Here is a 21,221-nt window from a genome sequence, read left to right on the forward strand (position 1 = left end):
CCACCGCCGCCGGCTGGTCGGGTCCGGCAGCGCTAGACTTGGGTATTCATGATTTCCTGATAGGCGGTGACCAGCTTGTTGCGCGCCTGAACCATGGTCTGGAACGACAGGCTGGCTTTCTGCAGCGACACCATCACGTCCTGCAGGTTGACCCCCTCGTCACCCAATTCAAATTGCTTCTGCATCTCCTGCGAAGTCTGCTGCGCCGAATTCACCTGCTCCAAGGTGGACTTTAGCACAGCGGAGAAGTCCACCTGGGACGCTTCCGGGGCCGTAGCGGCGGGCTTGCCCGCGGCCAGGGCCGAGGCGGTGCGCAGCTCGCCCAACAGTTGATCGATATTTGGCACTGACATGGTTACTCCAAGCCATTTCCATCTGGAACCTCCTGACATCCGTCGGCTGCGTCTTCATCACGGTAACGCTGCAATTTATAGCGCAAGGTGCGCTCGCTGATGCCCAGTTTTTCCGCGGCCAGCTTCTTGACGCCGCCCACTGCGGTCAAGGTTTCCAGAATATGGCGTTTCTCTAGCGTTTTCATGTCGGTTTCATCCGACACGGAATAGTCTTTTTCAGACGCTGTCCGGGTAACCTGAGCCGCGCCGGAGTCGTGATCCAGCAGCAGGTCGGCGGCAAAAATTTCCGCCCCGGCGGCAAGAATCACCGCCCGCTGCACCACATTCTCCAGTTCGCGGATGTTACCCTCCCAACTATAGGCCGTCAAATGACGTTCCGCATCCTCGGACAGGATCAGATTGCCTCTTCCGGCGGCCTCTGCGTACTTTTTAAGCATGATTCGTGCCAGCGGCAGAATATCGTCGCGCCGATCGGCCAGCGCGGGGATGCGCATCGGGAACACGTTCAAACGGAAATACAGGTCCTCGCGAAATTGCCCCGCGTCCACCGCGGCCTGCAAATCGCGGTTGGACGTGGCCAGCACACGGATGTCCAGCTTCAGGGTGCGCGTGCCGCCGACGCGCTCCACTTCCCGCTCCTGCAGCACGCGCAGCAGCTTGGCCTGCAGCGACAACGGCATCTCGGTGACTTCGTCCAGCAGGATGGTGCCGCCCTGCGCCTGTTCGAACTTGCCCGGCAAGGCCTGGGCCGCGCCGGTGAACGCGCCGCGCTCATGGCCGAACAAGGTGGACTCCAGCAGGTTTTCCGGGATCGCCGCGCAGTTGACCGCGACGAAAGGCCCCTCGCATCGCTTGGAGTGCCGATGGATGTAGCGCGCCAGCACTTCCTTGCCCACGCCGCTGGGGCCGGAGATCATCACGCTGACGTCGCTGCCGGCCACCCGGCCGGCCAGCGCGAACAGCTGCCGCATCGCGGCGGACTCGGCCACCACCTCGCCGCTCGTCTCGCTGGGCATGCGCAGCAAATGCTTTTCCACTTCGGCGATCAGGCTGGCCGGCTCGAAAGGCTTGAGCAGGTAATGCGCGGCGCCCGCGCGCAGCAGTTCAATCGCCCTTTCAATGACGCCGTAGGCGGTCATCAGGATGAAGGGCACGCCGGGATAGCGTTTTTTCGCTTCCTCGAACAGCGCGTAGCCGTCCATCGGCGCCATCTGAGCGTCGGATACGATCAGCCCCACCGGGGCTTCTTTCAATTTGGCCAGGGCCGCGGCGCCGTCGCCGGCCTCCAAGGTGGGATAACCGGCCAGGCTTAGGGTGTCGACGATGGCTTCGCGCAGGTCCGCGTCGTCTTCCACCACCAGAATAGGGAGATACTTCATGTCTTCTTGTTCTATCAGAGGGTTAAGCCGAGCCGCCGGCTTGTTGTTGCTTTTGCGTGGCCAGCACCGACAAACGCGTGGCGATGCTTTCCAAGGCCAGCACTTCGTGCGCGCCGCCCATGGCGATGGCCTCCTTGGGCATGCCGAACACCACGCAGCTGGCTTCGTCCTGGGCGATGTTCCAGGCGCCGGCCTGCTTGAGCTCCAGCATGCCGCTGGCGCCGTCCCGCCCCATGCCGGTCAGGATCACGCCGATGCAGTTCTTGCCCACCAGATTGGCGGCGGAGCGGAACAGCACGTCCACGGACGGGCGATGCCGGTTGACCGGTGGCCCGGCGTGCAGGCCGATGGAGTAGCCTATGGTGGGCGCCGGCTTGATCAGCAGATGGGAGTGGCCGGGCGCAATGTAGACGGTGCCGTTTTGCAGCCGTTCATTGTCCTCGGCTTCCTTCACCGTCAGCTTGCACAAGGTATTCAGCCGCGTGGCGAAGGAATGGGTGAACATCTCCGGCATATGCTGGGTGATCAGGATGGGCGGCATCGAGACCGGCAGCGCGGTCAGCAAGGTGCGCAGCGCCTCCGTGCCGCCGGTGGAAGAGCCGATGACGATCACCGCCTGGCTGGCCAAGGGCACTTTGCCGGCCTGCTTGGGCAAGATAATGTCGGCGTTGTGGCTGGGCACTACGTCCAGCGGCTTCTTGGCCGCGTTTCCCCTCGTCAGCTGCCCCATACGCGTCCTTGGCTTTCTCTGGTTATTGTAAAAACAGCCCGCGCGCGCGGCGGCGCCGCGTCAAACGGCTTCATGGCGCCGGCTCCGTTTCGGCGTCCGCGATGCGGGCCAGCCAGGCGTCGCAAGCCGCCTCCACCAGATCCAGCACGGTGTCGAAACCGCCTGCGCCGCCGTAATAGGGATCGGGCACGTCGCGGGCGGCGCCGGACAGCGGCTCCAGCAGCAAATGCAGCTTGCCCCGATAGGATGGCGGACATTGGGTATTTAACAAAGCCAAATTTTGCCGGTCGGCGGCCAAAATCCAGTCGAAACGCTCGAAATCGCGCGCCTCCACCTGTCTTGCCCGCAAATCGGACAGGTCGTAGCCGCGACGCAGCGCCGCCTGACAGGTGCGCCGGTCCGGCGCTTCGCCGACATGGTAGCCGTGCGTGCCCGCCGACTCCACTTCAATCCGCGCCTCCAGGCCCGCGCGCTTCAGCTTGGCGCGCATCACCCCTTCCGCCGTTGGCGACCGGCAGATGTTTCCCATGCAAACAAATAAAATGGACAAGCAATCGTTCTGGCTCATGGACGGCTTCGGCTCTCTATTTTTATTCAGTATGGGATTCAGGCACCCACTCGCCCCGATCTTATCACTTCCGCCGCCGGCTACGCGTCCGCGAGAAAGGCGCCGGCTATTTTCCCTCCGCCCCCGCGGCTAACGCAGCGCCGGCAAATCCATGCCGGCCAGATAGCCGGCCGCGATGCAGGCGCTGCGCGTCGAGTCGAACAGCAGGCCCACTCTTTCCGCCTCGTCGGCCAAGCCCTCCTCCGCCGCCAGCGCCAAGCGCTCCAGCCCGGCGCAGGATCCGCCCAGCGCGCTGAAGCCCAGGGTCAGCGCGGCCCCCTTCAGATTGTGCGAATGGCGTCGCACCTGATCTCGCTGACCGGCCAGCGCGGCGGCCAGCAGCTCGTCGACCCGGCCCACCTTGCCGGCGAAGAATTGCGCCACCAGCTCCCGGTATTTTTCCAGGGTCAGCATTTCGGTCATTTTTTCGATCATCGCCACGTCCAGCAAGGCCGGCAGCAAGGTGGGCTCGGCGTTCGGCTCCCGCGCCGGCCCATTGCCGAACTGACGCTCCAGCATGGCGTGGAACTCCGTCACATGCAGCGGTTTGGCCAGGAAATCGTCCAGGCCGCCGGCCAGAGCCTTGTCCCGCGTTTCCGCGAGGACGTCCGCCGTCAGCGCGACGATCTTCATCCCCGGCGTCATCGCGCGCTCGCGCAAATGCCCGGTCGCCTCGATGCCGTCCATCGCCGGCATGTGCAAGTCCATCAAGACCAAGTCGAAGGGCTGCCGGGCGGCCGCCTCCACGGCTTCCGCGCCGTCCTGGATCACGGTGACCAGATGCCCTTGCTTTTGCAGCATCGCCTGCATGTATTTGCGATTGATCGGATTGTCGTCCACCACCAGAACGCGCAGCTGACGCTCCAGCCCCGCCGGGTCCGCTTCCGAGCCCGTCTTGGCCCGGCCCTCCGGCGCGTTCATCGCCTGCAAAGGCAGCGACAGCACGAAGACGCTGCCGGCGCCCAGCGCGCTGTGCACGGTGATGTCGCCGCCCATCAGCTGCGCCAGGTTCTGGGAAATCTCCAGCCCCAGGCCGCTGCCGCCGTACTGACGCACGGTGGAGCTGTCGCCCTGGGAGAAACGCTTGAACAAGCGCGCCAGCGTGGCGTCGTCCATGCCGATGCCGGTGTCCCGGACCGTGATCCGCAGCACGGCGCCGGCTTCCGCGCCCGATTCCGCGGCTTCCGCCTGTATGGTTACCGCGCCGATCTCGGTGAACTTGATCGCGTTGCTAAGCAGATTGAGCAGGATCTGCCGCAAGCGGGTGGGATCGCACAACACCCATTCGGGCACGTTCAAATCCAGCGCCATGCGCATGGCCAGCCCTTTGGACACCGCTTGTCCGCGCATCAGGCTTTCGCATTGCAGCAGCAGTTGCCGCAGATTGCACACCGTGGGCAGCAGATCGAGCTTGCCCGATTCCAGCTTGCTGGCGTCCAGCACGTCGTTCAACAGGGCCATCAGGTGGCGGGCGGATTCTTCGGCGGTCTTGATGTAATCGGCCTGCACCGGCGTGGGATTGCAATCCCCCAGCAAGGAGAGCATGCCCAGCACGCCGTTGAGCGGGGTGCGGATTTCATGGCTCATATTGGCGAGAAACACGCTTTTCGCCATGCTGCCGGCCTCGGCCTGAACCCGGGCCTGCTCCAGCACGTCGGTCAGTTCCTCCAGTTCGTGGCGCCGGCGTTCCAGTTGCCGCAGCTGCCGCACCACGATGGTGGCGAAGCCCAGGATCAGCGCCCATTCGAAGGCCATCAGCCAATTGCTGACCACGATGTGCTGCTGCATGCTTTTATTGCGCGCGTCCACCTGTTCCGCCATGCGCTGGTTGGCCACCAGCGACAGGTCGTGCAGCGGACCGCTCAGCAAGTCCAGTTCGGTGTCCAGCCGCCGCAGGCCGTCCAGTTCCAGCTCCGCGCCGGATTGGCGGCCGAAATAGGCGTCGGCCTTGCGGATGAAGGCGTCCAGTTTGGGCCGGGCCTGCTGGTATTCCTGGGTGCCGTCCAGCAGGCTGGAATACAGGCCGTGGTCGACCACGCCCACGCGGCTGACGAAGATGTCGTAGCGCTCCTGCAGTTCGGCCCGGTCCTGCTCATGGTTCAGCACATGTTCTATCGTCGTCTGCAGCCGCATCGATTCGGTTTCGAGCTGAAAGTAGGCCCATACGATATTGTCGCCTTCGTAGCGCGCCGCGGTGTTCAGCATGTCCGCCTGCCGCACCTGGATATAGGCCACTCCGGCGAACACGCAGGCCAGCGTCGCCCCGATCAAGATCAGGCTGCGCCAGGCGGAATAGCTTCGCTGCGGCGTCTTCATCGCGCTCAATGCACCTGCAGGGATTTGAGTTGCCAGGCGGAACGGTTGTAATACAGCTCCGAACGCAGCTCTTCTTGCGAATCGTAGGGGTAGACGATGAACAAGGGCCCTTTTTCCCGCACCGGCATCGGTTTGCCGTTCATCTGAGTCGCCAGGATCACGTCGAAGCGGCTGGCGTCGTCAAAGGGGATATCGGTCTTGTAGTCGTTCAGCGCCACCGCTTTCAACAGTTTGCCGTGGGCGCCGGCGGCGGCCAGCACGTCGCGCAGCAAGGGCCCCGAAAAGCGGGTCAAGCCCGGATACCACGGCGTGTGGGTGCTGAAACTGCGCTGAGGCAGTTTGGCCAGCATGGCCATGTCGAAGGCGGCGACGTCGCCCTGGTTTTTTTGGCCGACGTTGCCGCTGATCACCAGCACCGCCTTGCCGGCGGGCTTGGCCAAAGCGTCGACCGCCGCGGCTAAGGGCGCCGCGGCGGCCAGGCCGAGCAGCAACAACAGGATTCCAAGTCGTTTCATGGTTTTCTCGCTTAGGTGTGCGCTGCAATGAATACCCAATCCCGCGCCGACTGCGGCACGCCTCCGCCGCAATTCGCCAGCCACTCGGCGAAGGAGGCCTCGTCCACCGGCGGGGAGATCAGGGAACCTTGGGCCGCCGATACGCCGAATGCCTGGCACAAGCCCCACTCGGCCTCGGAAGCCACGCCCTCGGCCACCACTTTCAAGCCCAACCGGCGGCCCAATTCCACGCTGGCCAGGAAAATGGAGCGGTTGGTGGCGTTGCTCGCGGCGTCGATGACGAAGCCCTTGTCGATTTTCAATTCGGTGAACGGGATGCGCGCCAGCCGGTCCATGCTGGCGAAGCCGGTGCCGAAATCGTCAATTGCCAGGCCGGCGCCTTTCAGACGCAAGCGCGTCATGATTTCCAGCGCCGAGGCCGGGTCCGCCATCACGCCGCTTTCCGTGACCTCGAACGTCACCCGGGACATCTCAAGATCGGCTTCGTTCGCAATCGCAACCAAAGCAGCTACCAGACTGGAGTCCTTCAGGGATTGCATGGAAAGATTGACCGACATGTCCAGACGCTGCCGCCCGTCCAGGCGTTTGAGCGCTTGCGACGCGTCCGCGAACAAACGCTTGGTCATCTGCGTGATCAGGCCGCTTTGTTCCGCCAGTTCGATGAACTGCAACGGCCCGAGCAAGCCTAGCTGCGGATGCAGCCAGCGCGCCAGCACTTCCACACTCAACACCCGGCCGCTGGCCACATCCACCTGCGGCTGAAAAAACGGCACCACCTCGCCGCGCTCTATGCCCAGGCGCAGTTCCTCGCTGTTGATCCGTTCCAAAGGCAGGCACACCGCCTCCCCGGGCGCGACGGGCGCGGCCAGCATCGCCAGCAATTGCTCCGGATCCACCGGCTTGGGCAAGACGCCGCACAAACGCAGCGCGTACATTCGCGCCAGATCCGCCACGCTGTCCAGCACTCTTTCGTCGAAACCGCTGGTGATCAGCAATTTGCCGCAATAAGCCCTCTCGCCCAAATGACGCACGAACTCGACGCCGTCCATGCGCGGCATGTCCAGATCGCAAAAAATCAGATCAAAGGCCCGGTCGCCGGCATCCAGCTGCATCAGCGCGTCCAGGCCGTCTACCGCCTCGGAAATCTTGCCCATGCCCAGCTGCCGCAATACCGCGGTCAGGAATTGCCGGGACACGGCTTCGTCGTCAACCACCAAGATTTGCGGCATCGTCTCCCCCATCTAGCCCATCTCGTGCTGGCTGTTTTCACTATCGACGCCGGCTGCGAGCTTCCGCGACCGCGCCCCGCCGCGCTGTGCTTGGCCGCGCGGCGGTCCGGATCTCGTTTTTGCCCCTGTAGTATCTAAATAGCCCGCCGCCTTCGTCTTTTCCAGCCGCCGCGCCCGGCGCGGCCCGGCGAGCTCAGCCGCCCCAGGCGGCCGGCCGCGCTGCGGCGGCCAGTTCCTCGCGCATTTCCAGCGCCAGCTGCCACACTTTCCGCGCCAGCGGCGACAAGGAACGGTTGGGCCGTTTGATCAAGACGATGCGGCGCCTCTCCACCGGCAGCAAGGGCAATACGCTCAAGCCGCCGCCGGCGGGCGGCGGCATGGCCAGTCCCGGCGCGACGCTGAGGCCCAGGCCGGCCGCCACCATGCGGAACACCGACTGCGAGTGCCCCAATTGCTGCGCCACTTCGCAGGCCAGGCCGTGCCGGGCTAGCAAGTCGTCTATCAGCCGGCGGCTGCCCGAGCTGTGGTCCAGCAAGACCAGCGGCTGGCCGTCCAGTTGCGACCAATGCGCCGCGTCCTGGCCGGCCAAGGCGTGGTCGCTGCGGCACACCAGCCAGAAGTCGTCTTCCAGCAGGGGTTCGCTGTCCAGCGCCGCGGCCGCGTCGGGCTCCACCACCAGGCCGAAATCCACCTGTCCGCCCGTGACCGCGTCTATGTTCAGGCGCTGCACCTGGTCGTGCAACACCAGCCTCAGCTGCGGGTAGCGCTGCCGGCACCGCGCGATCAACAAAGGCATCAGGCTGGCCGACAAGGTGGGGCTGCTGGCCACCCGCACCACGCCGTGCGCCTGCGCGCCCTCCATCCGGGCTTCGCCCAGCGCGTCCTGCAGCGCCTCCAGCACCCGCGTCAGCTTTCCCTGCAAACGGCGAGCCGCGGCGGTAGGCTCCACCTCGCGCGTGGTGCGGTCGAACAAGCGCAGATCCAGAGCCTGTTCCAGCTCCCGCACCGCGCGGCTGACCGCCGGCTGGGTCAAACCCAGCGCGTCGCCGGCGCGGCTGAATCCGCCCAGCTCGATCACAGCCTGGAACACTCGCAGTTGGCGCAAAGTCACATTCATATCAATTACTCATCAATTGATCAGATAAATGCATTTGTATTCTCAATTGAGCTGCGGTTCAATAGCGGCATCCCTTGCCATCGCCGCATCGCCCCATGCCCAAACTACTCGACGCCTTCACGCTGTCCCTGCTCGCCACCGTCGCGCTGGCCACCGCGCTGCCCTGCTCCGGCGATGTCGCCGCCGCCTTCAACCTCGTTACCAATCTGGCGATTGCGCTGTTGTTCTTTCTGCACGGCGCCAAACTGTCGCGCGAAGCGGTACTGGCCGGCGCCGCGCATTGGCGGCTGCACCTGGTGGTGCTGAGCTGCACCTTCCTGCTCTTCCCCGCGCTCGGCCTGGCCTTGCGGCCCGTCTTGCAGCCCCTGCTGACGCCGGAACTCTATCTCGGCGTCCTCTATCTGTGCATGCTGCCTTCCACCGTGCAATCGTCCATCGCCTTCACCGCCATGGCGCAAGGCAATGTGCCGGCCGCCATTTGCAGCGCCACCGCTTCCAACATCCTGGGCATCTTCATCACGCCGCTCCTGGTCAGCCTGCTGGTGGTCAAGCACCACGGCGCCGGCCAGGGCTGGGGGCCGGTGCTGGACATCGTGATGCAGTTGCTGCTGCCCTTCATCGCCGGCCAGATCGCCCGTCGCTGGATAGGCGGTTGGGTGGACCGCAACAAGAGCTTGCTGCGCTATGTCGATCAGGGCTCCATTCTGCTGGTGGTCTATACCGCCTTCAGCGCCGCGGTGATCAGCGGTCTGTGGCGACAAACGCCGCCGCAGGCGCTGGCCGCGCTGCTGCTGGTCAATCTGGTCTTGCTGGGCCTGCTGCTGGCCATCACCCTCTTGCTGAGCCGCAAGCTGGGCTTCTCTCGCGCGGACCAGATCACCATCGTGTTCTGCGGCTCCAAGAAAAGCCTGGCCAGCGGCGTGCCCATGGCCAAGGTGCTGTTCGCCGCGCCGGCGCTGGGTTCCATCGTGCTGCCGCTGATGCTGTTCCATCAGATCCAACTGATGGCCTGCGCGGCCTTGGCGCAGCGCTACCGCCGCCGGCTCGCGGAGGACGCGCTCTGAAAAGACAACGCCCCGCTCGGAATCGAGCGGGGCGTCTCGCGGACAAGATCGGACAAGGCAGGGCCTGTCGGCAGGAAACCCCGCGACTCGCCACGCAAGGCTTCACACAGCGCAGCGGGCTTTGAGCGGCTTAGAACCTGTTCATAATCTGCTGCGCTGCGGCGATAGAGCGTTAAAAACAAGCTCAAAATGCTCATGTAGCACTCGTACACTCTGCTTTTTCGCTCGTTTTCGTCTTGTCTCGCTCTTACTAGCTAGATTTTGAACAGGCTCTTACAGCTCGTTGATCCAGGCCTGTTCTTTTAGATGCTTGAGCTGGTCGCGCAGGCCGGCTGCCTTTTCGAACTCCAGATTGCGCGCGGCCTCCATCATTTCCTTCTCCAGACGCTTGATTTCCTTGGCCAGGGACTTTTCGTCCAACATCGCCACGCGGGCCTTGTCCACCAGCTTCTTGCGTTCGTCCTCCACGCTGTAAACGCCGTCGATGATGTCCTTGATCTTCTTCTGCACGCCCTTGGGCACGATGCCGTGCTCGGCGTTGAAAGCCATCTGCTTGGCGCGGCGGCGCTCGGTTTCGTCCATCGCCCGCTTCATGGAATCGGTGATGCGGTCCGCGTAAAGCAAGGCCCTGCCGTTGAGGTTGCGCGCGGCGCGGCCTATGGTCTGGATCAGAGAACGGTCCGAACGCAGGAAGCCTTCCTTGTCCGCGTCCAGGATGGCCACCAGGCTGACTTCCGGAATATCCAGGCCTTCGCGCAGCAGATTGATGCCGATCAGCACGTCGAACACGCCCAAGCGCAGATCTCGGAGGATTTCCACCCGTTCCACGGTATCGATGTCGCTGTGCAGATAGCGCACCTTGATGCCGTGCTCGGTGTAGTAGTCGGCCAGTTGCTCGGCCATGCGCTTGGTCAGCGTGGTCACCAGCACCCGTTCGCCGCGTTCCATGCGCAGACGGATTTCGGACAAGAGATCGTCCACCTGGGTGGCTACCGGCCGCACCTCCATCTCCGGGTCCACCAGGCCGGTGGGACGCACCACCTGTTCCACCACCTGGCCGGCGTGTTCTTTCTCGTAGTTGGCCGGGGTGGCGGACACGAACACGGTTTGCGGCATCAGCAATTCGAATTCGTGGAATTTCAACGGCCGGTTGTCGGTGGCCGACGGCAGGCGGAAGCCGTACTCCACCAGATTGGCCTTGCGCGCGGCGTCGCCCTTGTACATGGCGCCCACCTGGGGCACGGTGACATGGGATTCGTCGATGAACATCAAGGCGTTCTTGGGCAGGTAATCGATCAGCGTCGGCGGCGGATCGCCGGGGCCCCGCCCGGAGAAGTGCCGGGAATAGTTTTCGATGCCTTTGCAAAAGCCCATCTCGTACAGCATTTCCAGGTCAAAACGGGTGCGCTGCTCCAGGCGCTGGGCCTCCACCAGCTTGCCCTCTTTCTGATACCACTCCAGGCGCGCGCGCAGTTCTTCCTTGATGTGCTCGCAGGCGCGCAGCACGGTGTCGCGCGGCGTCACGTAGTGGCTGGAGGGAAACACCGTGAAGCGCCCCACCCGCTGCTTGGTCGTGCCGGTCAGGGGATCGAACAGGGTCAGCGTTTCCACTTCGTCGTCGAACATGCTGACGCGCAGCGCGGTGTCGCTGCTTTCCGCCGGATAGATGTCGATCACATCGCCGCGCACGCGGAAGGTGCCGCGGCCGAAATCCATATCGTTGCGATCGTACTGCATGGTGGCCAGCCGGCTGATGATGTCGCGCTGCGCCAGCGTCTCCCCTTCCTTCAGATGCAGAATCATCTGATGGTAGTCGGAGGGGTCGCCAATGCCGTAAATGGCGGAGACGGTGGCGACGATGATGCAGTCCGGCCGTTCCAGAATGGACTTGGTCGCCGACAAGCGCATCTGCTCGATGTGCTCGTTGATGCTGGAATCTTTCTCGATGAAAAGATCGCGGCTGGGCACATAGGCTTCCGGCTGATAGTAGTCGTAGTAGGACACGAAATACTCGACGGCGTTTTCCGGAAAGAACTCGCGCATCTCGCTGTAGAGCTGCGCCGCCAGCGTTTTGTTGTGCGCCATGATGATGGCCGGGCGTCCGCTTTGGGCGATGACGTTGGCCATGGTGTAGGTTTTGCCGGAACCCGTGACCCCCAGCAAGGTCTGGTAGGACAGGCCGTCGCCCAGCCCTTCCAGCAATTGGACGATGGCGCCGGGCTGATCGCCGGCCGGTTCGAATGGTTGATGCAGTTTGAACGGACTGTTGGGATAGGTGCGCAGCATGGGTCGAGACATCGGAGGAGATAGCCTGATTCTACGCGGTTCGCCCCCGCTTCACACCCCCGATGCGCCTGCATATAAAAAAGCTGCGATTCAGGCTATACACAGTCAAAACATTGTTTAAAATACAGTTAGACCGAGCATAAAACACGGCTTGCGGCGCAAACGCCGCGAGCCTATTTTTCGGTCCGAGATTCGTTAATATCCGCTCTCCCTGGAGTGAAGCATGATCAAGAAAATTGCAAGCCTGCTGGTATCCGCGGCGTTAGCCATGCCGGTGCTGGCAGGTGCGCCGTCCAGCGTGATGGTGGCCTCGCAGATGGCCGACCTATCCGTTCCGCGGCTGAATTCGCATTCGGTCTTGGTGCTCAACGGCATCACCGGCGAACCCTTGTACCAAAAGAACATCCACCAACGCATGCCCATCGCCTCCATCACCAAATTGATGACGGCCATGGTGCTGCTGGATTCCGGCGCCTCGCTGGATCAGGAGGTGACGGTATCCGACGCCGAGATAGACCGGGTGAAAAACACCTCCTCGCGCCTGGCGGTGGGCACCACCCTCAGCCGCAAGGAAATGCTGCTGCTGGCGCTGATGTCGTCGGAAAACCGCGCCGCCGCCACGCTGGCCCGCACCGCTTTGCCGGGCGGCAGCGCCACCTTCGTGGAACGCATGAACCGCAAGGCCCGCAGCCTGGGCATGAGCGAGACCATCTTTTACGATGCCACCGGCCTGGACATGCGCAACACCTCCACCGCCGCCGACCTGGCCCGCATGGTCCGCGCCGCGCACGGCTATCCGCTGATCCGCGCCTTCACCACCACGGAGAAGCACCAGATTCAATCGGTGAGCCGCCGCGTGCTGCAATACAAGAACAGCAACGCGCTGGTGCGCGAAGGCGACTGGGAGATTTCCCTGCAAAAAACCGGCTACATCCAGGAGGCCGGCCGCTGCATGGTGTTGCAGGCCACCGTGGGCTCCCAGCCCTTGATCATCGTGTTGCTGGCCGCAGGCGGCAGCGCCGCCCGCGTCAACGACGCCAGGAGCATCAAAACCTGGCTGGAGGCGCATCCCGGCAGCTGGCTGGCCGGCTGAGTCCGCCGCCTCCAAACGAAAACGGCCCTTCCGTCATATGGCGGAAGGGCCGTTTTCATGCATACGCTTACATATAGCGCAAGTCGAACTGAGCCAGGCCGTTGGCCGAACCCGGCTTGATGCCGCCCTCCTGCCCTTGCGGCACCGGCGCGCGGGTGGATTCGTACATCGCGTTGAAACGCAGGGTGTTGCTGCCGTTGGTCAAGCCCACCAGCGGCGAATACTGACCCAGCACGATGTCGCCGCCGCCCGGTCCCATCAGGCGGATGCCCACACCGGCGGCGCTGCCGTTGATCGCCATCAGTTCGCCGTTGTCGCGGTCGGCCTCTCCGTTGAAACGCACCGCCACCGTGGTCATGGTGTCGATGGAGCACTCGGTCAGCCGGATATCGAAGGACACCGGGCGGGAACGGTCGCCGATCTTGCGGAACATCTGCGAGGACACCAGACCCATGCCCACTTCCAGGCTCTGCGAGTTGGGATCCAGACCGCAGGCGCTCAACACCAGTTCGCCGAAAACGTTCAAGGTGCCGTCCGCCGCCTGCGCCAACGGCGCCGCCAGCGCCAAAGCCAGCACCATCGCCTTGAATTTCATTGCTCCACTCCTTACGCCAATTCAGTTCGCCGTCTCGCCACCCTACCAGAGGGCTCGAGCCGCTCAGATATAATCCAGATCGATATTGACCGTGCCCTGGAACGGGCCTTCTTCCACCTTGCCCATATTGGTGGGGACGATGGTGGCGAACATCGGCACGGTTTTCTGACGGTCGCCCTTGAAAAACTCCGCCAGGAACTCCGACTGCTCCAGCCGCAGCTGGCGTCCGTCGCCGTAAAACAGTTGCAAGCCAAGCCCGCTATCCGAGTTGTCCTTCTTTTTCACCAAAGTGGCGGTATAGGTATCCGCCTTGCCGTTGATGCCGCGGAAATAGCCGTTGACCTTGACCGGATCGTCGCAGGTTTTCTCAAGCTTCAGGGCAAAGTCCCTGCGCGGCACCGCCGGGTTGAGCCCCTTGACGGTTTTGGCGATTTTGCCGAAGTCCAAAGCATTGCTGGCCGGATTCAGGCTGACCTTCACCGCGCACTGGATGAAACGGATCTTGTCCAGCCCGGTCACCTTGTAAACCAGATTGCTGCCCTTGATGTCGTTGATCCCGCCGACCCCGTCGAACTGCAAGACTTCAAACTGCGACTTGCCGACGCTCCCATTGCCGGGATACGGCGTCTTGGTGGCGATCACCACCTGGAAGCTCAAGGAAAAATCCGTTGTCGGGCACTGATTCAATGCGATATTGGACGGGCACTTCGGAATGACCTGACCCGTCGCAATCCGCAGATTGGGGTCGAAATTGGGGCGCCCGTTATACATCACGCCAAACTGCACCCCCTGCGGAGAACTGTCCTTGCGCGGGTTAGGATAGAAGAACACCTCCTCCGCCTCCCGCAAGCCATTATGGTCTTTGTAGCAAGAGACATTGACCGTGCGCACCGAGGAGTGCCAGATGATCTCGCCGCTTGGCAGGGTGATGGGCACCGCCACCGTGGAGCCTATGTCCTCGGTAATCATCACGCTGCCATTGCGCCCCCCTTCCTTGCACGCCAAAGCGTGGCTCAAGGCCGGCAGCATGGCCAGCGCGGCCATCAATAGCAAACGCGGCAAACGACGATTCAACATGGGCTCTCCCTGCGCTGTGCGCCTGCGGAATTATTTCTTGTCTTCGCGGTACTGGCACTGGCCGTCCGCGCAAACGAAGGTAAAGGTGTCCTGAGCGCCGAAATCATTGATATTGCTCAGCTTCAGACTGACCGGCAGCGCCTTCAGCGCAAAACGGGCCTCGCCCTTGGGCGGCACCATCAGGCCATCCATATCGCGCGGCTTCTTGTCGCCCGGCAGTTCCAAGCCCACCAGGGTCAGGTGATAGGGGCTGGGGTTCTTGAACACCAGCTTGCCGGCGGCGGCGTCGAAGCTCAGCTGCAGCTTGTTGGCCGGGTTTTCGCCGCGCGGCAATTGCGCTTCCTTGGGACGGTAGAACACCTTGATGCGCGACTTGATCGCCAGTTGCAGCACATTGTCCTTATCGCTCTTGGGCGGGACTTCCTGCACGTTCAGATAAAACAGCGACTCCCGATCGGACGGCAGGCTGGGGTCGGGAATGCGGCTCAAGCGCACCACGCCCTTCTCGCCGGCCTCGATGCGTTGCAGCGGCGGCAACACCAGGAAGGGGGAAGCCAGGCGCTTGCCCTCGCCGTCGCTGAGCCAGGATTGAACCAGATAAGGTTGCTCCGGGTTCTTGTTGCTCAGCACCATGCTGACGTTCTTGTCCTGCTCCAGATAAATCATCCGGGTGCGGTCCAGCAGGATGTTGGCCTGCGCCGCCAGCGGCGCGGTCAGCGCGGCCAGCACGCCCGCCAACCCCAGTGCGCGATGAAACGTTTTCATATCGATTCCTTATTCTTTATTCTGCGAGAGGCGCGCACACCATGTCGCGACTGCCCTGGCTCAGCTCGTAATCGGCCGGCAGCGGGTCCACGCGGCAACGCGTCTTGCCCCAGGAGATTTCCAGCTTGGGCGTCGGGCTCAAGCCGGTGACGAAGGTCAGACCGCCGTCGCCCACCATGCCGACGTCGCGCTTGCCGGCCACGTCGCTGACGGTGGCGCCCAAAGGCGGCATTTTGCCATCCGGCAGCCGCACCGTCAGCAAGGCCTTGCGTCCGACCTTGACCGGGAACTCGGTGCGCCCCACCGCGCCTTCGGTCAACACCACACGGCGCACCGCGGAACTGGCCTCCACCGAATCCGGCATATTGTCGTCGTCCAGGCGCACGTCCTGGCTGTAATACGGCGCCACGCTGCTCAGCATCGCGTAGCCGTTGCGGTCGGTCTGCGCCGACACGCCGTAGACCGGCACGCCGGCCACGCCGTCGGTGTCCACCAGCATGCGGGTTTCGCCGCCGTAGCTATTGCCCATGGTCAGGCCCCCGGCGTGCAGCACCAGCGAGCTGCCCAAGCCCGCGGACAGGCTGCTGTAACCGCCCTGCTGCTTGCTGGCCGAGACGTCGGCCTGCATGACGCGGCCGGTGTAATGATAGTCGCCGGACACCAAGGGCTTGCCGGAACGGGTGTCCGCGCTCATCGCCACGTTGTAGCTGTGGTTGGGGTTGCTGCTGTCCGAGTAACGGACGGTGTGATTGGTGTTGCCGGCGCTGCCCTGCACGTCGTAGCCAATGCGGCGGTTGTTCTCCAGCGGCATGCTCAAACCCAGGTAGACGCGGTTGCTGCTGCCGGTCTGGTCGCGCAGGTTCTGCACCGACAGATTGAGGCTGACGTTGCGCAAGGACCCGATATTGACGTCGCGGCTCAGCGACAGATCCACGCGCTGGGTGGCGGTGGCGTTCCAATAAGTGGACTTTTCAGCCGACAGAAACACATTGGTCTGGCCGAAAGTCTTGCTGGCGGTCATGCCCACCCGCTGTTTGTCGCTGATATAGTTCTGGCCGTCCAGATCGCTGAGGAATTGGCCGAAGGAACGGAAGTTGCGGTCCGAGAAGCGGTAGCCGAACAGACGGATGTCCGCGTCCAGGCTTTCAAACTTCTTGGCGTAGTTGAAACGGTAAGAACGGCCGGCCATGTTCAGGCCGCCGCGCAATTGGGCGTTGGCCTGGGTCACGTCGGCGGACAAAGCGCCCCAGTTGCCGAGATCCTTGGCGAAGCCCATCGCCAGCGAACGGTAGTCGGCGGACGCGATGAAGCCGCTGTACAGCGACAAGGTCTGCGTCAGGCCGTAAGACGCCTCGGCGCTGGCCACGTTAGGGTGCGACGCGCTGCCGTTCTGATCCGCCTGGCCAATGGCCGCCTTGTAACGCCACATGCCGTTGCGCGTCAGGAAGGGCACCGAGGCGGTATTGACGGTGAAGGTCTGCTGGCTGCCGTCCGCCTCCTCCACGGTCACATCCAGCTGCCCTTGCGTGCTGCTGTTCAGATCGCGGATGGAAAACGGGCCCGGCGGCACATTGGTGGTGTACAGCACCCGCCCTTGATTGCGGATGGTCACCTTGGCATTGGTCTTGGCCACGCCGTTGACCTGCGGCGCGTAGCCGCGCAGGCTTTGCGGGATCATGCGGTCGTCGCTGTTCAGCGTGGCGCCGCGCATGGAGAAGGCGTCGAAAATCTCGGAAGTCTTGAAGACTTCGCCCAGGGTCAGACGCGCCTGCATGCCGCGCAGATCGCGATACACCTGGGTATTGTTCCAGCTCAGACGGCTGCGGTTAGTCGCGCTGTCGTCGTACTGGTAATTGGAGCGCAGCCTCCAGGGGCCGGCGTTGGCGCCGGCCACGCCGTAACTGGTGGTCTTGCTGCTGCTGGCGCCAAGACCGTTGTCGGTGCGCTGATAGAATACGCGGTAATCCAGCATCGCGGCCGGCACGCCGTCGTTCCAGGTCTCCGGCGGCGCGTAGTCTTCATCGCGATACGCCAGTTCCGCCTGCGGCACCGAGATGTCCAGGCGCGCGCTGCTCTTGCTGTAGCGTACTTTTGCGGCGCTGACCGCCGACAAATCGACGCACTGCTCGTTCTGCGGCCAGACGATGCCGGAACGCAGGCCCAGCTGGCGAATCAAATCCGGCGGCAAACACGGGCGCACGGTCTGATCCGCGCCTTCCGGGCGGAAATCCAGCTCCAGCTGCTGCAAAAAGCGCTGGTTCAGATACACATCGGCGATATAGCGGCCCGGCACGATATAACCAGCCTGCTCGAACTGCTCCAGGCTCACGCTGCTGCTCGGGTCCAGCTGCAAAAAGGCGTCGTTGAACTCCACCGCATGCGCAATGCAAGGGCCCAGCGTCAGCGCCACTGCCACAATGTAAATGCGATGCTTGTTCATGCCTGCCGATATCCCGATTTAAGTGCGCGCCGCCTGCGGCAGCCTGGCCCAAAACACGCCGTCGCGTCGAAGCGCGCCGGCCTTGAATCTGTCCCGTCAGGCAATGACGAAGCCGCGCCGCTTGTCAGGCGCAGGTGTATGCCTTGGGGGAATGCTTGCAGATGACTATCCTCATGCCCTGGTTTGCAGACTACTCATTGCTGACAGCGGACAAACCAGGCCAGACCATCGCCTAAGCGATGAGACCTTCAGGGCACAAGGAAACAGGAGCCGGAACCTTGCTTGGTTCCGTTATTGAATCGAACTGCGGATTACTTGTACTGCAGATCGAATACGGCGAAGGCATCCGCTTGACCCGGGGTCACGGTTACGGCGTCGCCGGCTTTGGCGCCGTCGGCTTCGTATGCAGCGCTGAAGTTCAGGGTGTTGTTGCCGTCAACCAGGTTCAGGGCGGTGCCGTACTGGTTCAGCTTGATCTGGTCGCCGTTGTTGGTGTTCACCAGACGAACGCCCACGCCTTTGGCGCCGCCGCTCTTCAGAGCCATCAGTTCGTTGTTGGAGCCAGCGGTGCCGGAGAACATCACAGCCACGGTCTTCAGAGTGGTGGTGGTGCAGTCGGTCAGGGTCATTTGGAACGGGGTCGGAGCCGAACGGTCGCCCACTTTCTTGAATACATGGGTCGGCACTTTGCCCAGACCCACTTCCAGGTTCACGCTCTTGGAATCCAGGCCGCAAGCTGCGGTAACGATTTCGCCCTTAACATCCAGGGTGCCGGCGGCGGCGAAAATGGAGGAAGCGGCAACAGCCATCAGGGAACCAGCAAATACAAATTTTTTCATTCTTGACTCCGACTAGGGTAATCATTCTCAAACCGCACAGCAGCCTCGCATGCCGCGTCGCGGACCATCCGCCAGTGCTGACCTGCAGTACTGGAACGCAGACGCATAGTATCAAGCGGAACCATTGCGTAGATTTTTTTGTTTCATATTAAATTTTTTCTTTAAAATCTATGCAAAAACACGCCTCGTCGACTTTAAACGATTTGATGAATCAATCTTGAATATTTGTTTTATTTCAGGGGTTTGTTAAGGATTGAGCGATATTTGCAATAAAACAACACTTCAAATAAAGAAAACCCACTCAGTCAATGCTGAATGGGTTTTTTGCTGATTTATTGAGCAGGTTTGGACTGCAATCAGAAGTAATTGACCACCAGGTTCACCGCGCCGGCCCGGGCGGTGGCGCTCCGCAGCAAATCGCGGCTGCTGAACTGGTTCTCGCCTTTGCGCACGTTCAGGCTGGCGATCTTGCCTTGCTGGGCGGCGGCTTCGCTATCCAGCGTCAGCTTGGCCGGGCTGGCGCATTGATTGAGTTCGAGAGCCGGCTTGGCGCGGGCCGCGTCGGCGCTGGCCACTTCGTGAGTTTGGGCGCTGCAGCCGCCTTCAACGATGGCGCCGTAGAAATGGACTTGGCCGCCTTGGGCCATTGCTGCGGTAGAAAGAGCGGAAAGCAGGGCTGCCAGTCCAAGTGCGTGCAGACGTTTCATTTTCGACCTTCCTTTCCAAATCCCGCAATTAGTAAGCAATCACTTTTAGGTTTCGGCTTTTTTTATAAGCTCAACCAGTTCAATTGCATTCTAGTACAAGTCGCATTTAAATTGAAAGGGCTATTTGATAGTTTTTATTACAAATTATTTTGTTTTAGAAATAAGTGTTTCTTACTAATAAATGCTTGTTTACGCAGAAAGTGCTTAATAACTCTAAATGACGCTGTCTGATTATCGTTATGGCACAAACTAAGTGCGGCCGCCCACCCTCCTTGGCTGGCATGGCCGGCCGCCCGACGGACGGCGACAAAAAAGGGACGGCTAGCCGTCCCTTGGTTCCGCCGGCCTGAGCGCCGGCGAGGATGAAACCTGATAAGCATCTGTTCAATGCCCCGCGAACAAGGGCGAGATCAAGACGAAAACGGCTGAGAAAGAGGAATGTTGGCGTGGCGTATGAGCAGGCTGAAGCGGTACTCACTGCGCCACGCCTCACGAAGCGCAGCAGGCATTGAACAGGTTCTAAGGCGTCAGCGGCCAGGTATCGCTGCCCTTTCCATTGTCCTTCTTCGGCGCAGCGGCCGGTTTCGAGCCCGGCGTTCGTCCCGGACGCGGCCGGTCGAAGTATTTTTCCAGCAAGGCGTCCAGGATCGCGGAAGTCTCGGCATCCGGCGCGCCGTCGTAACGCGCAGGCCGGAAATGCATCTGAAAGGCCGCCACCACGTCCTGGCTCTCTTTGTCCAGCACGCCGGTTTGCGGCGCCTCGTAGCCGTAATCCAGCAAGCGTTTCTGCAGATCCCGCACGTCGCCGCGATAAGGCGCCCGGCGCAGGTAGAACTCGACCGCCTCGCGTTCCGGCCAGGCGCCGATATTGTAGTCGCGGTACAAGCGCTCCCAGGGGAACTTCGGCCCCGGGTCCACCTTGCGTCCCGGCGACACGTCGGAATGCCCCACCACCTTGTGCGGCGGAATCTGATGCCGCGCGATGATGTCCGCCGCCAGTTGCGCCACCACCGAGACCTGCGCCTCATCGAAGTCGAACCACTGCCGCCGCATCAAGGGCAGTTCGTCCTCTTCCGGAGACGGATAGCCCAGGTTCACGATCTCGATGCCGATGGAGCTGGAGTTGATCAGCCGGTCCCCTTGCCAGTAACTGCGCCCGGCATGCCAGGCCCTGCGCTCCTCCGGCACCAATTGGTACACTTTGTTGGACATGCCCAGCAATGCGGCATCCGGCACCAGGTAGTGCGCGCTGGCGCCGTGCTGGCCCTGGGTGAGCATTTCCAGCGCCAGGCCGTTGGGCACGGCAGTGTAATGGAAGACCAGATTGCGTACTCTGGAATCCTGGTTTTCGGACTGCAGACTGGCGTCCACCCGATAGCTTTTGGCCGTCCCGGCCGCGCTGGCGCAAGCGGAACTCAATGCGCTGGCCGCCAACGGCGCCAGCAGGGGCAAGGCCCCGCTCCAAGCCAAAATTCGTCTTCTACTGATCATTTTCCATTCAACCTTAGAGTCAAGCATGCGCGCGGACCTTTTCCCGGCGCACGCAGCAAAGGTAGAGTTTTTAAACTAATAAATAGTTCCAATTAAGATATTGGCATGATAAATGCCATTTAATTAACATGAAAATATCGTCGCTTGCCGCTCAAGCCTGAATCTAGGCTTGCCAGCCCTCCGATCCTGATTTAGATTGCGCTGCGATTCATGGGAAACGGGCATTGAGACTTTCTGCATTCAAATCCATCACCCGGCTGGCCCTGCTGCTGTTCATGCTCTGGCAGGCCTTGCCCTTGGCCAACGCCGCGGTTCACACCGACGGCGCCCTTGGCCGCGCCGGTCCATCCTATGCCCTCGGCCACGGCACGGCCGCGGCGCAAGCGGTCAGCGGCGGCCACGCTCACTGCGCCGCCGAGTTGGGCGGATGCGGAGAATGCCAGACCCTGCCCGGCATGAGCCCGGCCATGGCGACGCATGCGGCGAGGCCTGGCTGGCCCGACTTCATCGCCGCCCTTCCCTCGCCGCCGCCGCCCAATCCGCCGCGTCGGCCGCCTCGCGTCTGAGAGCCGGTTCAAAGCCGGCCGCGCGCCGCGGCGCCTTGCACGGCTGACGCCG

General features: G+C 62.4%; 19 protein-coding genes. 3 read left to right on the forward strand and 16 right to left on the reverse strand.

Annotated elements, in window-relative coordinates; translation table 11 throughout:
* Window positions 1-32: 32 nt before the first annotated feature.
* The 8 genes from fliE to NK214_RS10800 all read right to left on the reverse strand — a co-directional run bounded on the left by fliE (window position 33) and on the right by NK214_RS10800 (window position 8,246).
* Window positions 33-353 (reverse strand): flagellar hook-basal body complex protein FliE, encoded by a 321-nt coding sequence (fliE, locus tag NK214_RS10765; RefSeq protein WP_019099998.1) that lies wholly within the window; start codon window positions 351-353, stop codon window positions 33-35.
* A 2-nt stretch (window positions 354-355) separates the two neighbouring features.
* Window positions 356-1,732: a sigma-54 dependent transcriptional regulator gene (locus NK214_RS10770; protein ID WP_253314447.1), complete on the reverse strand. Its 1,377-nt coding sequence runs from the start codon at window positions 1,730-1,732 to the stop codon at window positions 356-358.
* Between the two features lie 22 nt (window positions 1,733-1,754).
* Window positions 1,755-2,462 carry a chemotaxis protein CheB gene (locus NK214_RS10775; RefSeq protein ID WP_253314448.1) on the reverse strand — a complete coding sequence of 236 codons (708 nt, stop codon included), beginning with the start codon at window positions 2,460-2,462 and terminating at the stop codon, window positions 1,755-1,757.
* Window positions 2,463-2,532: 70 nt separating this feature from the next.
* Complete coding sequence (locus NK214_RS10780; protein WP_255701213.1) at window positions 2,533-3,030, reverse strand: low molecular weight protein-tyrosine-phosphatase; 498 nt, start codon at window positions 3,028-3,030, stop codon at window positions 2,533-2,535.
* A 129-nt stretch (window positions 3,031-3,159) separates the two neighbouring features.
* Window positions 3,160-5,385 (reverse strand): ATP-binding protein, encoded by a 2,226-nt coding sequence (locus tag NK214_RS10785; protein WP_227108577.1) that lies wholly within the window; start codon window positions 5,383-5,385, stop codon window positions 3,160-3,162.
* Window positions 5,386-5,390: 5 nt separating this feature from the next.
* Window positions 5,391-5,900 carry a molybdopterin-dependent oxidoreductase gene (locus NK214_RS10790; RefSeq protein WP_107799669.1) on the reverse strand — a complete coding sequence of 170 codons (510 nt, stop codon included), beginning with the start codon at window positions 5,898-5,900 and terminating at the stop codon, window positions 5,391-5,393.
* 11 nt (window positions 5,901-5,911) lie between these two features.
* Window positions 5,912-7,129, reverse strand: a complete 1,218-nt coding sequence (locus NK214_RS10795) for an EAL domain-containing protein (protein ID WP_253314449.1) — start codon at window positions 7,127-7,129, stop codon at window positions 5,912-5,914.
* 193 nt (window positions 7,130-7,322) lie between these two features.
* Window positions 7,323-8,246, reverse strand: coding sequence for a LysR family transcriptional regulator (locus NK214_RS10800; RefSeq protein WP_253314450.1), 924 nt, complete (start codon window positions 8,244-8,246; stop codon window positions 7,323-7,325).
* A gap of 95 nt (window positions 8,247-8,341) precedes the next feature.
* Between NK214_RS10800 and NK214_RS10805 the strand changes: the two genes are divergently transcribed.
* Window positions 8,342-9,310, forward strand: coding sequence for a bile acid:sodium symporter family protein (locus NK214_RS10805; RefSeq protein WP_253314451.1), 969 nt, complete (start codon window positions 8,342-8,344; stop codon window positions 9,308-9,310).
* Window positions 9,311-9,583: 273 nt separating this feature from the next.
* Here NK214_RS10805 and uvrB read toward each other — a convergent pair whose 3' ends face one another.
* A complete protein-coding gene (gene uvrB / locus NK214_RS10810) occupies window positions 9,584-11,596 on the reverse strand; it encodes an excinuclease ABC subunit UvrB (protein WP_227108576.1) in 2,013 nt (670 codons plus the stop codon).
* Window positions 11,597-11,819: 223 nt separating this feature from the next.
* Here uvrB and NK214_RS10815 point away from each other — a divergent pair, with 223 nt between their 5' ends.
* Entirely contained in the window at window positions 11,820-12,689 is an 870-nt protein-coding gene (locus NK214_RS10815; protein WP_107799674.1) for a serine hydrolase, read from the forward strand.
* 67 nt (window positions 12,690-12,756) lie between these two features.
* Here NK214_RS10815 and NK214_RS10820 read toward each other — a convergent pair whose 3' ends face one another.
* The 7 genes from NK214_RS10820 to NK214_RS10850 all read right to left on the reverse strand — a co-directional run bounded on the left by NK214_RS10820 (window position 12,757) and on the right by NK214_RS10850 (window position 20,582).
* Window positions 12,757-13,284, reverse strand: a complete 528-nt coding sequence (locus tag NK214_RS10820; protein WP_081550751.1) for a fimbrial protein — start codon at window positions 13,282-13,284, stop codon at window positions 12,757-12,759.
* A 63-nt stretch (window positions 13,285-13,347) separates the two neighbouring features.
* Window positions 13,348-14,361 carry a fimbrial protein gene (locus tag NK214_RS10825; protein WP_082158901.1) on the reverse strand — a complete coding sequence of 338 codons (1,014 nt, stop codon included), beginning with the start codon at window positions 14,359-14,361 and terminating at the stop codon, window positions 13,348-13,350.
* A gap of 30 nt (window positions 14,362-14,391) precedes the next feature.
* On the reverse strand, window positions 14,392-15,126 hold the full coding sequence (locus NK214_RS10830; RefSeq protein WP_107799675.1) for a molecular chaperone: 735 nt from the start codon (window positions 15,124-15,126) through the stop codon (window positions 14,392-14,394).
* Window positions 15,127-15,142: 16 nt separating this feature from the next.
* Window positions 15,143-17,566, reverse strand: coding sequence for a fimbria/pilus outer membrane usher protein (locus NK214_RS10835; RefSeq protein WP_107799676.1), 2,424 nt, complete (start codon window positions 17,564-17,566; stop codon window positions 15,143-15,145).
* Between the two features lie 311 nt (window positions 17,567-17,877).
* Window positions 17,878-18,405 carry a fimbrial protein gene (locus tag NK214_RS10840; protein ID WP_107799677.1) on the reverse strand — a complete coding sequence of 176 codons (528 nt, stop codon included), beginning with the start codon at window positions 18,403-18,405 and terminating at the stop codon, window positions 17,878-17,880.
* A gap of 356 nt (window positions 18,406-18,761) precedes the next feature.
* Window positions 18,762-19,112, reverse strand: coding sequence for a hypothetical protein (locus NK214_RS10845; protein WP_146176655.1), 351 nt, complete (start codon window positions 19,110-19,112; stop codon window positions 18,762-18,764).
* Window positions 19,113-19,631: 519 nt separating this feature from the next.
* Entirely contained in the window at window positions 19,632-20,582 is a 951-nt protein-coding gene (locus tag NK214_RS10850; RefSeq protein WP_253314452.1) for an N-acetylmuramoyl-L-alanine amidase, read from the reverse strand.
* Window positions 20,583-20,827: 245 nt separating this feature from the next.
* Here NK214_RS10850 and NK214_RS10855 point away from each other — a divergent pair, with 245 nt between their 5' ends.
* Window positions 20,828-21,169 (forward strand): hypothetical protein, encoded by a 342-nt coding sequence (locus NK214_RS10855; RefSeq protein ID WP_107799680.1) that lies wholly within the window; start codon window positions 20,828-20,830, stop codon window positions 21,167-21,169.
* Window positions 21,170-21,221: the final 52 nt, after the last annotated feature.

The sequence above is a fragment of the Chromobacterium sp. S0633 genome (assembly GCF_024158805.1).
Lineage (GTDB): Bacteria > Pseudomonadota > Gammaproteobacteria > Burkholderiales > Chromobacteriaceae > Chromobacterium.